Here is a 12,288-nt window from a genome sequence, read left to right on the forward strand (position 1 = left end):
CTGTGGGCGAGTGGCGACAGACGCTCCGGAGCCACTTGCGGTAACGGCCAGAGGTGAACCGTGGCAGGCATTGGCGGTTTGAGCGGCTTTCTTTTGCCTACTTTTCTTTGCCGCGGCAAAGAAAAGTAGGTGCCGCCCCGCACAGGGGCAACGCCTGCATACCGACGCGAAAACAAGGAAATGCCAAAGCACCAGGACCAGCGCACCACACCACGCCTTCAACCAATCTCAACCACAATCTTGCTAGCCGCACTACCGTCGGCGACGGCCTCATAAGCGCGCTCACTATCCGCGAGCGCAAAACGCCGCGAATCCACCCGCGGCGCGAGCTGCCCCGCCTCGGCAAGCCGCGTCGCCTCGCCGAGCATCTCACCGTGATGCGCCCGATGCTTACCGCTCAACAGCGGATAGAGCGTGAACACACCCGAATAAGTCGCCTCACGAAACGACAGCGGCGCAAGCGCATGCGCACCCCACCCGAGCGCACTCACTACATGCCCGAAATGCTTGACTGCCGCAAACGAAGCGTCGAGCGTCTTGCCACCCACTGTGTCCACCACGAGATCGAAGCCGGCGCCCGCCGTGTGCTCCTGAACATACTGATCGACGCTGAGCGCGCCATAGTCGATAGCCGTCGCGCCCAGTCGCGAGATCACATCCGCGTTGCGTGCGCTTCCCGTCGCGAAGACATTCGCGCCGAGCGCACGCGCAATCTGCACGGCCACGTGGCCGACACCGCCCGCGCCGCCCTGAACCAGCACGCTCTGTCCCTCAGCCAGATGTGCACGATCGACGATGCCTGACCACGCCGTGATGAACGCAAGCGGCAGCGCGGCGGCTTCGCGCATGGAGAGATTCGCGGGCTTGCGCGCGAGCAGGTCCGCGTCGACGGCGGCGTACTCGGCCAGCGCGCCTTGAATGCCGCCCACGCCGCCCGTCATGCCGTATACCTCGTCGCCTGGCGCGAAACGCGTGACGCCCGCGCCTACCGCTTCCACCACGCCCGCCATGTCGATACCGAGCACGAGCGGCAGCGGATGCTTCGCATGATCGGCTTTGCCCGCGCGAATCTTCACGTCGAGCGGATTGAGACCCGCCGCATGAATACGCACCAGCACCTGGCCCGTTTGCGCCTGCGGGCGGTCGAGCGTGGCGAGTTCGAGCGGACCATCGTATTGGCTGAGGACGAGCGCTTTCATTTTCGGTGTGTGCCCTTGCGAGTTAATAAAGTAGCCGAAGCGAATTTCGCTTAGCCCTTGTGATTCAGTTGCGAGGCGGCATCGCGCAACGCCGTGCGCAACCCCTCTTCGATTACGGGGTGATAGAACGGCATCGCCAGCATGTCGTCAACGCTCAGTCCCATCTGCACGCTCCATGCGAGCAGGTGGCCGATATGTTCCGCCGCCGGCCCGAACCATTCCGCCCCCACGAAGCGCCGCGTCGCGCGATCCACGTAGACGTGGCCCAAGCCGTGGTTCTTGAGCATCACACGACTGCGGCCCTGGTCCTCGAAGCTCACTTCGCCCGTCACGAAGCTGCCCGCCGCCAGTTCCCGGTGAGACTTGCCGACCATGGCGATCTGCGGATCGGAGAAGACGATGGCAAGCGCCGCGCGGCGCGCTACGGGCTCGATTACCGGAAAGCGCGCCGCATTGCGGCCCGCAGCGCGGCCCTCGTCGGCGGCTTCGTGGAGCAGCGGCAGCACGTCGTTCGCGTCGCCCGCCACGAACACCGGCGCGGCGCCGGCCTGCAGCGTAGCCGGGTCGAAGCGCGGCACGCCGTGCGCGTCGAGTTCGAGCGACGTGTTCGCAAGGCCGAGGCTCGCCACGTTGGGGTGCCGGCCCGTTGCCGCCAACACGTAATCAAACGTTTCTTCGGACTCCGTGCCATCGGCGCGGCCGTACCGAAGCGTCACGCCTGCATCGTTGCGTGCTGCCGACACGACACGTCCCTGCGCTTCGAAATGCATGTCTGCGCCGAATACGCGGTGCGCTTCGGCGATCAGACGCGGGTCCGTGAGCGGTCCCACGCTGCCGTGCGAGCCGCCGTACAACGTGACCCGCACACCGAGCCGCGCGAGCGCCTGGCCGAGTTCGAGGCCAATGACGCCCGCACCGACCACCGCGACGCTGCGCGGCAGGTCCTGCCATGCGAACACGTCGTCGTTGACGATGAGGCGCTCGCCGAGTCCCGCGAGCGACTCGGGTGTCGTGGGTGTCGATCCCGTTGCGATCACGACGCTTTTTGCGCGCAAGCGCGTGTGCTCGCCAACTTGAATCAGGCCGTCGTCGATGAAGCGCGCATAGCCAACCAGGCGGTCTGCTTCGGGCAGCGCGAGCACGCCATCCACGACGAAACCGACGAACCGGTCGCGCTCGCTGCGCACACGGGCCATTACGGCGCGGCCGTCGATTTCCATGCCGAGCGGGTTCACGCCGAAGCGCGGCGCCATAGTCACCGCATGCGCCGCTTCGGCCGCCGCGATCAACAGCTTCGACGGCATACAGCCCACACGCGCACACGTTGTTCCGTAGGCGCCGCCTTCAATGATGATTGCGCTCGCACCTTCCGCCTTCGCGGCGCGGTAAGCGGAGAGTCCGGCCGTGCCGGCGCCGATGATGGCGACATCCGTTCGCAGGGTTTGCATCGTGTTTCCTTGAAGGGTTCATGCATTCGTTTCGATGACCCAGTCTAGGAGTTCCACGCGCGAGGGTGAATGTCGGCGCTGCTCAAGTTCATGCCCGATCGTCTCACGCGAGGCGGGGCGGGGCAGGCACGCCGGTCACTCGGGCATGTGCTGCGCGAGCCAGTCGATCAGAACGCGCACCTTCGGCGGCAGAAAGCGGTTGGGCGGATAGAGCATCCACACCGGGCCGCTGTACGCGCGCGGTTCCAGCGACCATTCGGGCAGCACGCGTACGAGCAGGCCGCCGCGCAGCGCATCCGCCGCGGCAAATTCGGGCAGGCTCGCGATGCCCCGGTCCGCAAGCGCCGCATCGCGCCGAGCGCCCACGTCGTTGGCGATATAGCGGCCCTTCACCTCGACGGTCTGCGTTTGCGCCCCGCGCCGGAACGTCCAGCGGTTGTCGTCGGGTGTTTCGCCGAGGTAGAGGCAGTCGTGGCGGGCGAGATCCTTCGGCTGCTTCGGCGTGCCGCGAGCGCGCAGGTAAGCGGGGGACGCGCACGGCATCCATTGCAGCGTGCCGAGCCGCCGCGCCGCGAGTCCCGGCGGCGGCGTGGGCGTGGGGCGAATCACGATGTCGACGCCCTCGCGCACCGGATCGACGTCGCGGTCGGTGAAGATGAGTTGCACCGCGACTTCCTCATACGCGCGCAGGAAGCCGGAAATCAGCGGATGAACGACGCTCTGCGCGAACGAAATGGGGGCACTGATGCTCACGCGGCCATGCGGCCGGCCGGTGAGGCGGCTGGCGGCTTGCGCCGCGCTCGCGGCGGCTTCGACCATCTCCGCGCAGTGCCGGTAGACCTCGGCACCCGATTCCGTGAGCCGCAGGCTGCGCGTGGAGCGCTCCAGCAGGCGTGTGCCGAGCGCGCGTTCGAGCCGCTGCATCTGGCGGCTCACGGTGGAAGGCGTGCTGCCGAGCTGGCGCGCCGCAACCGAGAAATTACCGGCATCGACCACGCGGGCGAAGGTGGCGAGATCGGGCAGCAGGGGCAGGAGGTCGGAGGGCGTCATGGCAGGCGGGGAGAAATCATCTGTGCATTTGAAGCATAAATGATGTTCCGGAGAACCGGATTATCGCTGCGAAAGCATTATCGGACAATGTGTCCGTTCCCGACCGATCTGCGAGCTCGTTCACCATGAATGCCCTGACCCGTTCCTCCCGCACCGTCGATCTGCTGCTCGTTGCCGTCGCGCTAATCTGGGGCACGAGCTATGGCGTGGTGAAGGGCGCGCTGCTCGTCTACCCGGTGCTGGGACTGCTCGCCCTGCGCTTCGGCATCACGTTCGTGCTGCTTTCGCCCGCGCTGCGCGGGCTGCGTCATGTGACGTGGCGCGACCGGATCGGCGTGCTCGGCGCGGGCCTGCTGCTGCTCGGCATCTTTCTGGCCGAGACGTTTGGCGTTTCGCTCACGAACGCCTCGAACGCCGCGTTTCTGATCAGCCTGTGCGTGGTGCTCACGCCGCTCGTGGAGTGGGCGTGGCTCAAGCGCGCGCCGCGTCCGGTGGAATGGGCGGCGGCCGGCGTGTCGCTGCTCGGCGCGCTTCTCCTGACGGGCGGGCATGTTGCGGCGAGTCCCGGCGACCTGCTGGTCGTGCTGGCCGCGCTGCTGCGTGCGTTGAGCTCCTGCGCGGTCAAGCGCGTGATGAAGTCGGGCGCCGTGCCGCCGCTCACGGTGACGGCGGTGCAGTCCGCCGTCGTTTCGATCGGCTGCGCCGCGCTCGCACTGACTGTCGCGCCCGAACAATGGCAGCCGTTGCCGCACTGGCAGGGCCACGGTGTGTTCTGGGTCAGCGTGATCTATCTCGTGGCGGGCTGCACGCTGTTCGCCTTCTTCGTGCAGAACTACGCCGTGAGCCGCAGCAGCCCCACGCGCGTGGCGTTGCTCATGGGCAGCGAGCCTGTGTTCGGCGCGCTCTTTGCATGCGTGTGGCTGGGCGAGCGGCTTACGTTGCCCGCGTGGATCGGCGGCATGCTGATCGTTGCGGCTTCGCTTTTCGCGCTCAAGCGGGAACCGCAGGTCGAAGCACAAGAAGCACAAGAAGCCGTGAAAGCGTAGGGCGCGCCCACATCAGCAAAGCTGATATGCAATTGCGAATTAACTGGTAGGGGATCGAGATGCAGGCTGTTCCAATGGGCGATTCGACCCGTTTGACGCCGCAGGAGAGAACCCTACGATGGCAAAAGCCAACAAACCCATATTGCTCAACGCGTTCAACATGAATTGCGTGGGGCATATCAATCACGGGCTGTGGACGCACCCGCGCGACCGCTCGACCGACTACCGCACACTCGCGTACTGGACGAATCTCGCGCGCACGCTGGAGCGCGGGCTCTTCGACGGTCTGTTTCTTGCCGATATCGTGGGCGTATACGATGTCTATCAGCGCAACGTGGACGTGACGTTGCGCGAGTCGATCCAGTTGCCGGTGAACGACCCCACGCTCGTCGTGCCGGCCATGGCCGCGGTGACCGAGCATCTCGGCTTCGGCGTCACGGTGAACCTCACTTACGAGCAGCCGTATTTGCTGGCGCGGCGCTTTTCCACGCTCGATCACCTCACGCAAGGCCGCATTGGCTGGAATATCGTGACCGGCTATCTGGACAGCGCGGCGCGCGCCATGGGGCTCGAACAGCAACTTCCGCACGACGAACGCTACGACCGTGCGGACGAATACCTGGAAGTCCTCTACAAACTCTGGGAGGGTAGCTGGGAGGCGGGCGCCGTGCGGCGCGACAAGACTGCGCGCGTGTTCGCCGACCCGGCCAGGCTGCATCGCGTGGAGCATGCCGGACGCTACTACCGCGTGGACGGCTATCACCTGGCGGAACCTTCGCCGCAGCGCACACCGGTGCTGTTCCAGGCGGGCAGTTCGGGGCGAGGACAGCACTTTGCGGCGCGCCATGCCGAATGCGTGTTCATCTCGGCGCCCAATCGCGCCGCCGCGCGCGAGACGGTGCGCGCGCTGCGCGAACAGCTGGTGCAAGCGGGCCGCCGCCCCGACGATGTAAAGGTTTTCGTGGGCGCCGCGGTGGTGCCAGGCGCGACCGAGCGCGAAGCGCGCGAGAAGTATGCCGACTACCGCCAGTATGCGAGCCGCGAAGCGGGGTTGGCGCATTTCGCGTCGAGCACGGGCATCGATTACGCGCAATACGATCTCGACGCCCCCGTAGACTACGCGCCGGGCAACGCGATCGAATCCGCCACGCGCACGGCGAAGCAGCACGGCTGGACGCGGCGCAAGCTGCTCGAGATGTTCGAGCTGGGCGGCCGCTATCCGGCGATCGTCGGCAGTCCTTCGCAGGTGGCGGACGAACTGGTGGCGTGGATCGACGAGGCCGATGTGGATGGCTTCAATCTGAGCCGGACCGTGGTGCCTGAGAGCTATGAGGATTTCGTGGATCTCGTCGTGCCGGAGTTGCAGGCGCGTGGGCGCTACAAGACGGCGTATGCGTCTGGCACGTTGCGGGAGAAGCTGTTCGGCGACGAGCCTACGTTGCCGCAGCGGCATGCGGGGGCGGGATTCAGGCGCGTGACGGAAGCGGCCTGAGTGACGGTTTGATACAAAATCTCCTGTGATTCGGATAACGAATCACAGGAGATCGAGCGTGAATCAAGCGTCTTTACTGCTGCGGCGCATCCTTCCACGCCGGCAGCGTGGCCCCGTGATACACGGCAATGATCTCGGAAGCGACATTAGGCTGCTGATAGCTTTCCACGAGCGCATGCACCCAGGGCGCGTTCGCGTCCTTCTCGTTCACCGCAATGAAGTTGCGATAAGGATTGCCAGTCACCTTCTCCTGAGCAATACGCTCCTGCGGAATCTTGATGCCCGACTTCACGGCCCAGTCCGTATTGACCACGGCCGCATCCAGATCGCCAATCGCGCGCCCGACAATGCCCGAATCGAGCTCCTTAATATGGATATTCTTCGGATTCTTCGCGATATCGCGTGCGGTCGGCAAGAGGCCGACATCGTCGCGCAGCGTAATGAGCCCTTGTGCCTGGAGCAGCAGGAGCGAGCGGCCTTCGTTGCTCGGATCGTTCGGCACGCCAATGGTCGCGCCCTGCGGCAGGTCTGCCACTGACTTCACCTTGCGCGAATACAGCCCGATAGGCTGGACGTAGGTAAAGCCCACCGGCACGATCTTGTAGCCGCGCGCCTTGATCTGCGCGTCGAGATACGGCTTGTGCTGGAATGAGTTGGCGTCGAGGTCGTGGCTGGACAGCGCTTCGTTGGGCTGCGTGTATTCGGAGAAAGTGGTCAGCTTGATCGCGAGGCCACGCTTCGCAGCGTTGGCGGCGACCACGCGCCACACGTCCTCGTCCTCACCCGACATGATGCCCACGCGCAACGTCTGGTCCGCCGCGTGCGCGAGCGTCACGCCCCCGAAACCCACGCCCAGCGCAAGCGTTGCCAGCATCGCGCCCAACAAGTTTCTTTTCTTCATAGGATCCATTATTCGAAGAGTTGTGGATAAGGCGATGCTAAGGAGCGCGCCGCAAGCGGACAACCAATTTTGGGAGCATTGCTTAGCTAGATTCGTCGTTTTGCGGCGACCTACCCATTGCATAAGCAATGAAGAACAAGTTATTTCAGATTCGAAGATCAGCATTCCATACTGATTGACGAGGCGCGCGCTTCGGGATGCGTAGCGCCTGCTTAACGGTGACATCAGGGTGACATAAGGGCGACATAGCGATCGCCGCAAACGGGGTTTGAACAGGGGAAAACCAACTATGAGCAATTCGACTCTTGCAGCAGAGGGTGGCAATCACGCGCCTGGGCAGGCCGTGGCGGCCCAGCGCAAGCCCTTCGGCACGGAAGACTGGTGGGCGGTTGCGATCGGGCTCTTCGTTATTGCGATCGCATATGGGCTTTTTGCTTCCGGCAGCAGCATCAAGAGCGTGGCGGTGGCGCCGGCGCGCTGGAACGACTTCGGCGGGCTCGCGCGCGACCTCGCGGCGCACGCAGGTGGATACGCGGCGCTGTTCGTCGGGTTCGCGGTCGTGTTCTCCGTGGCGATTGCGGCGCTCGGCTTGCCGGTTGCGCAATTCATCAGAGGATTCTTTGTCCTCTTCGTGGTGTCGACGCTTATCTTCGTCGTGGGAGCGTGGGCGCAGGCTACGCGCTACAACCTCGAGCCGCCGCTCATCGCGCTGGCGCTAGGGCTGATCGTCTCGAATCTGTTCACGTTGCCCGCCTGGCTCGCGCCGGCGCTGCGCGTGGAGTTCTACATCAAGGTTGGGATCGTGCTGCTCGGCGCGACACTGCCGCTCACACTGATTGCGTGGGCCGGTCCGGTTGCCGTGGGGCAGGCCACCATCGTTTCGCTCGTCACTTTCTTCGTGATCTACGGCACCGCGCGGGCGCTGAAGATCGAGCAGCGCTTCGCTGCGGTGCTGGGTGTGGGCGGTGCGGTGTGCGGCGTTTCGGCGGCCATCGCGATTGCGGGCGCGGTGCGTGCGCGGCGCGAGCAGGCTTCGGTGGCGATCACGCTCGTCGTGGTGTGGGCGATCGTCATGGTGTTCGCGCTGCCCGCGCTTTCGCGTGCGTTCGGCCTGCCGACAGGTATCGCCGGCGCCTGGATCGGCACCTCGGAATTCGCGGACGCGGCCGGCATCGCCGCCGCCCAGGCCTACGGCGACCTCGCGCGGCATGCGGGCGGCGCAGTCGCGGGGGCGCCCGACGCTGCGCTGCAGGCATTCGTGTTGATGAAGGTGGTAGGGCGCGATATCTGGATCGGCATCTGGGCTTTCGTGCTGGCGATCGTGGCGACCACGCGCTGGGACCGCGAGGCCGGCGACGAGCTACGGACGACGACGCGCGCCCGCGAAATCTGGACCCGCTTTCCCAAGTTCGTGATCGGGTTCGTCATTGCTTCGGCGTTCGTCACGTGGGTCGCCTCGCATTACACGCTGGCCGAATACCGCAGTGTCGTGACGCCGGCCTTCGTCGCGCCGATCGTCGCGTTGCGTACCTGGGCGTTCACGTTCTGCTTTCTCAGCATTGGCCTTACCACGCGATTCGCCGCGCTTTCGTCGACGGGCGTGAGGCCTCTTGCCGCGTTCACCGCCGGCGTGGCCGTGAATGTGGTGCTCGGCTACCTGCTCTCGGCGCATGTGTTCGCGCCATACTGGCTGGCGCTCGGCAAATGAGCATGAATGGCGCGGCTGATTCCGTAAAGCGGCCACAGTGCGCGCAGTGTGCGCACTGGGCCGAAGACCGCGCGGTGCTGGAGGCGCGCATCGCGGGGTTGGCCTCGTTCGGGTCGGCTTATGGGGCGAGTGTCGGGGAGAGCCGTCTATGTCTGCGGCACGACCGTCTGACTCAACCGGAGGATCGCTGTGCGGCATTCGTTGTGCGCACAACGTGAGGTGTTCATCGAAGCTCGGTATAGCCCTGCTGCGCGGCCGCGTTGGCCATGTCCTCGATTTCGGCGTAAGCGTCGCCAGTGAGCCGGGCGAATCCGCGCAGACGCAGCGTGCGTGCGCGTTCAGGATCGGCTGCGAGAGCGGCGTCCAGCGCATCACGCAGCGCTTGAGCCTGACCCTCGTTGAGCGCGCGTGAGGCGATCAGCGGAAGGCCGGGCGCGGAGGCTGTCATGCCGATGGCCCGCACGCCGCCGAACGATTCGGTGTGCGAATCGTGCAGCAACGCGAGCGTGACACAGTCGATGGAGCCTACGTCCGCCGCACCGCTCGCAAGCGCCTGTAGCGTGGCTGCGTGTGAGCCCGTCCAGCGCACCGAGGCGAAGAAGCGGACGTCGCGTGCGAGTGGCGCGAGCGCGTGGCGAAACGCGTTCATGCCGCTATGCGAATCCGCGCTGTTGCATGCGGCGCGCAGGCCGCGGCACGCTTCGAGCGTGTGGGCGCCGCGCGCCCACGCCTCAGCAGAAACGACGAGCACGCTTCGATAGCGCGGGCCTTCGCAAGCGGGGGCGTCGAATATCGGGGTCGCAATCAGATGCACTTCGTCGGCGAGCCCGAGCATCCGGTATGGAAACCCGCAGGTCTGCGAGAGCAATAAATCCTTGCGCCGCCAGTGCGGCATGAGTTCGCCATCGGGCGCGTTCACGATCGTGACGTCGCCCGGGTCGAACGAGCGCGCCAGGACCCGCGCAAAGATCGTCACACAGTCGCTCAGGAGCGAGCGCCACAACGCCGCATGTTGCGGCGACACGTTGTACATCGGCAGGGAGGCGATCCAGCGGGTCATCGGCGCATTCTACGCTGCGCGGTCCTTGCGCGCCGCGCAGCGCGGTGAAATAAGCAAATGGCAATTCCTTGTTTGGTGAAGCGCCCCGCGTTCGGTATGGTGAGGGCCTGAATTGCTTTGCTCTCCGTATGGAGTGGCACCATCCTTCATCGCGGGAACTGGCGAACATGGCCGAATACTTCGACGCAGACCACGCGCGGGAAGTCGCCGCGCTCGGCACAGGCTTCACCGCGCGCACGGAATGGCCAACCTGGCTATTGATCGCCGTGATCTACGGCGGCTGGTTTGCGGTGCTGGCGCTCGTGCGTTCAAGTGTCCTCACGATTGCGGCCGCCACGCCATGCCTCATCGTGCTGTGCGCATGGCATATGTCGCTCCAGCACGAATTGCTGCACGGTCATCCCACCCGGTTCGCATGGCTGAACATGGCGCTGGGCTGGCCGCCGCTTGCCGTGTGGTTTCCCTATGCGGTGTACCGCGAGAGCCATATGGCGCATCATCGCGACGAAGCGTTGACCGTGCCCGGCATCGACCCCGAAACGAATTACGTGCAGCACGAGCAATGGACTCGCTTGCCGCGCTGGCATCGCGTGTTATGGCACGCACGCAAGAGCTTCGTGGGGCGGGTGGTGATCGGGCCGCCCATGAGTGTGGCCGCGATGCTCGCCGGCGCGGCGAAAGCGCTGCGTAGCGGCGAGTGGCGACACGTGCCGATGTGGCTCGCGCACTTCGCCGCCGTCGCGCTGCTGCTCGCGTGGGTGCAGCGTTACGCGGGCGTGCCGTGGTGGTGGTATCTCGCCGCTGTCACCTGGCCTGCGCTCGGACTCGCGATGGTCCGCTCGCTGTACGAGCATCGCGCGGCGTCGCATCCCAAGGCGCGCATCGCCATCAACGAGGCCGGGCTCGTCATGCGCTTTCTGTATCTGAACAACAACTACCATCTCGTGCATCACGATCTGCCGCGCTTGCCGTGGTTTCAACTGCCGCGCGCCTACCGTATGCGGCGCGACGACTATCGGCACAAGTGCGGTGGTTTCGTGATCGAAGGCTACGCCGCGCTGCTCAGGCGCTACGCGTGGCGCGCGACGGATGCACCCGCGCATCCGTTCGGCGATAACGCGGCGCAGTGACGTTCACTGGCGGAACCGTTTGAAAAAGCGGCGAATGTCGGCGGCGAGAAGATCGGGTTCTTCCATTGCAGCGAAATGGCCGCCGCGTGGCATGTCGGTCCATTGCACGATGTCGAGCACACGCTCGAGCCACGACCGTGGCGGGTGATTGATCTCCTTCGGAAAGCGCGCGAATGCGACCGGCGGCACCACGCGTTGCCCGGCAGCGAAACGGCTGCAGACGGTTTTCCCAATACATCTGCATCGACGTGCCAATACTGCCTGTGAACCAATACAGTGAAAGGTCCGTAAGCAAGGTGTCCTTCGAGAACCGGCGCTCGATTACGCCGTCGCAGTCGCTCCATGCGCGAAACTTCTCGCCGACCCACGCGGCAAGTCCCGCGGGCGAGTCATTGAGCGCCGCCGCTGCGGTTTGCGGCTTCGTCGCGTGCATGTGCGCATATCCACCCTCCAGCGCTGCCCAGTCGGCCTTTTCTCGCAGATAGTCCTGTTCCGCCGGGGTGAGCGGGGCTTGCCCATCGATTGCGGTTTCGTACGAAGTGGGCAGGAAGTTCAGGTGGATTCCTTCCACGGCCTGGCTGTGGCGCGCGGCTAGCGCGATAGACACACCCGCGCCGAGGTCGCCCCCTTGCGCGCCGAAGCGCTCGTAGCCGAGACCGCGCATGAGCGCGGCCCACAGGTCTGCTACCTGGAACGCGGAGGAGCCGGGCGCGGCCGGCGCGGGCGAAAAGGCAAAGCCCGGCAGCGACGGGACAACGACGTCGAACGCATCGGCTGGGTCCGCGCCGAATGCGGCGGGGTCGCATAGCCGGTCGAGCAGCGCGTGGAATTCGAAGAACGAGCCCGGCCAACCGTGCGTGATCACGAGCGGGTAGGGCTTCGGGCCCGCGCCGCGCCGATGCACGAAGTGCACCCTTTGGCCAACCGCGCCGCCCGTACTGCCTGCGCCATCCACTTCGGCCATGAACTGCGGCAGCTGGTTCAGCGCGCGTTCGGCGGTGCGCCAGTCGTATTCGTCTGCCCAATACGCGACGAGTTCGCGCAGCCATGCATCGTCGGCCCCTTGTTGCCAGGCCGGCGAGGGCGTAGCGTTGGCCCAGCGAGTGGCGCGCAAACGCCGGCGCAGGTCGTCGATTGCCTCATCGGGAACGCGAATTTCGAATGGGTCGATATGCATGGTGGTTCATCCACGTGATGTCAGGCCAACGAGCGGATCATTATGAGCGCATTCTCCACCGCGCATCGGCCGCCCCT

At 65.4% G+C, this 12,288-nt stretch carries 9 protein-coding genes and 1 pseudogene; 4 read left to right on the top strand and 6 right to left on the bottom strand.

Going from position 1 to position 12,288, the window contains the following annotated elements; translation table 11 throughout:
- Positions 1-218: 218 nt before the first annotated feature.
- The 3 genes from L0U83_RS29580 to L0U83_RS29590 all read right to left on the bottom strand — a co-directional run bounded on the left by L0U83_RS29580 (position 219) and on the right by L0U83_RS29590 (position 3,697).
- A complete protein-coding gene (locus tag L0U83_RS29580; protein WP_233887674.1) occupies positions 219-1,199 on the bottom strand; it encodes a zinc-dependent alcohol dehydrogenase family protein in 981 nt (326 codons plus the stop codon).
- A gap of 50 nt (positions 1,200-1,249) precedes the next feature.
- The gene (locus tag L0U83_RS29585) at positions 1,250-2,647 is read right to left on the bottom strand and encodes a dihydrolipoyl dehydrogenase (RefSeq protein ID WP_233887675.1); all 1,398 of its coding nucleotides are present in this window, start codon (positions 2,645-2,647) and stop codon (positions 1,250-1,252) included.
- Positions 2,648-2,782: 135 nt separating this feature from the next.
- Positions 2,783-3,697, bottom strand: a complete 915-nt coding sequence (locus L0U83_RS29590; protein ID WP_233887676.1) for a LysR family transcriptional regulator — start codon at positions 3,695-3,697, stop codon at positions 2,783-2,785.
- A gap of 125 nt (positions 3,698-3,822) precedes the next feature.
- Between L0U83_RS29590 and L0U83_RS29595 the strand changes: the two genes are divergently transcribed.
- Both L0U83_RS29595 and L0U83_RS29600 read left to right on the top strand, forming a co-directional pair.
- A complete protein-coding gene (locus L0U83_RS29595; protein ID WP_233887677.1) occupies positions 3,823-4,743 on the top strand; it encodes a DMT family transporter in 921 nt (306 codons plus the stop codon).
- A 118-nt stretch (positions 4,744-4,861) separates the two neighbouring features.
- Entirely contained in the window at positions 4,862-6,235 is a 1,374-nt protein-coding gene (locus tag L0U83_RS29600; RefSeq protein ID WP_233887678.1) for an LLM class flavin-dependent oxidoreductase, read from the top strand.
- Positions 6,236-6,308: 73 nt separating this feature from the next.
- Here L0U83_RS29600 and L0U83_RS29605 read toward each other — a convergent pair whose 3' ends face one another.
- Complete coding sequence (locus tag L0U83_RS29605) at positions 6,309-7,136, bottom strand: MetQ/NlpA family lipoprotein (protein ID WP_373321127.1); 828 nt, start codon at positions 7,134-7,136, stop codon at positions 6,309-6,311.
- A 289-nt stretch (positions 7,137-7,425) separates the two neighbouring features.
- On the opposite strand from L0U83_RS29605, the gene L0U83_RS29610 reads away from it, so the two are divergent.
- Complete coding sequence (locus tag L0U83_RS29610) at positions 7,426-8,844, top strand: YeiH family protein (RefSeq protein WP_233887679.1); 1,419 nt, start codon at positions 7,426-7,428, stop codon at positions 8,842-8,844.
- Positions 8,845-9,067: 223 nt separating this feature from the next.
- Here L0U83_RS29610 and L0U83_RS29615 read toward each other — a convergent pair whose 3' ends face one another.
- Positions 9,068-9,904: a phosphate/phosphite/phosphonate ABC transporter substrate-binding protein gene (locus tag L0U83_RS29615; protein ID WP_233887680.1), complete on the bottom strand. Its 837-nt coding sequence runs from the start codon at positions 9,902-9,904 to the stop codon at positions 9,068-9,070.
- Between the two features lie 128 nt (positions 9,905-10,032).
- On the opposite strand from L0U83_RS29615, the gene L0U83_RS29620 reads away from it, so the two are divergent.
- Positions 10,033-11,034, top strand: coding sequence for a fatty acid desaturase (locus L0U83_RS29620; protein ID WP_373321128.1), 1,002 nt, complete (start codon positions 10,033-10,035; stop codon positions 11,032-11,034).
- 3 nt (positions 11,035-11,037) lie between these two features.
- Here the strand turns inward: L0U83_RS29620 and L0U83_RS29625 are convergent.
- Positions 11,038-12,211: pseudogene (locus tag L0U83_RS29625) on the bottom strand (epoxide hydrolase family protein).
- Positions 12,212-12,288 lie beyond the last annotated feature (77 nt).

Origin of the sequence: Paraburkholderia flagellata, from assembly GCF_021390645.1 — a bacterium.
GTDB lineage: Bacteria > Pseudomonadota > Gammaproteobacteria > Burkholderiales > Burkholderiaceae > Paraburkholderia > Paraburkholderia flagellata.

What these genes read in the sequence shown, in the direction of transcription:
- L0U83_RS29610 (WP_233887679.1), top strand. Translation starts at nt 7,426, where the DNA reads ATGAGCAATTCGACTCTTGCAGCAGAGGGTGGCAATCACGCGCCTGGG.
- L0U83_RS29600 (WP_233887678.1), top strand. Translation starts at nt 4,862, where the DNA reads ATGGCAAAAGCCAACAAACCCATATTGCTCAACGCGTTCAACATGAAT.
- L0U83_RS29580 (WP_233887674.1), bottom strand. Translation starts at nt 1,199, where the DNA reads ATGAAAGCGCTCGTCCTCAGCCAATACGATGGTCCGCTCGAACTCGCC.
- L0U83_RS29590 (WP_233887676.1), bottom strand. Translation starts at nt 3,697, where the DNA reads ATGACGCCCTCCGACCTCCTGCCCCTGCTGCCCGATCTCGCCACCTTC.
- L0U83_RS29595 (WP_233887677.1), top strand. Translation starts at nt 3,823, where the DNA reads ATGAATGCCCTGACCCGTTCCTCCCGCACCGTCGATCTGCTGCTCGTT.
- L0U83_RS29620 (WP_373321128.1), top strand. Translation starts at nt 10,033, where the DNA reads ATGGAGTGGCACCATCCTTCATCGCGGGAACTGGCGAACATGGCCGAA.
- L0U83_RS29615 (WP_233887680.1), bottom strand. Translation starts at nt 9,904, where the DNA reads ATGACCCGCTGGATCGCCTCCCTGCCGATGTACAACGTGTCGCCGCAA.
- L0U83_RS29605 (WP_373321127.1), bottom strand. Translation starts at nt 7,136, where the DNA reads ATGAAGAAAAGAAACTTGTTGGGCGCGATGCTGGCAACGCTTGCGCTG.
- L0U83_RS29585 (WP_233887675.1), bottom strand. Translation starts at nt 2,647, where the DNA reads ATGCAAACCCTGCGAACGGATGTCGCCATCATCGGCGCCGGCACGGCC.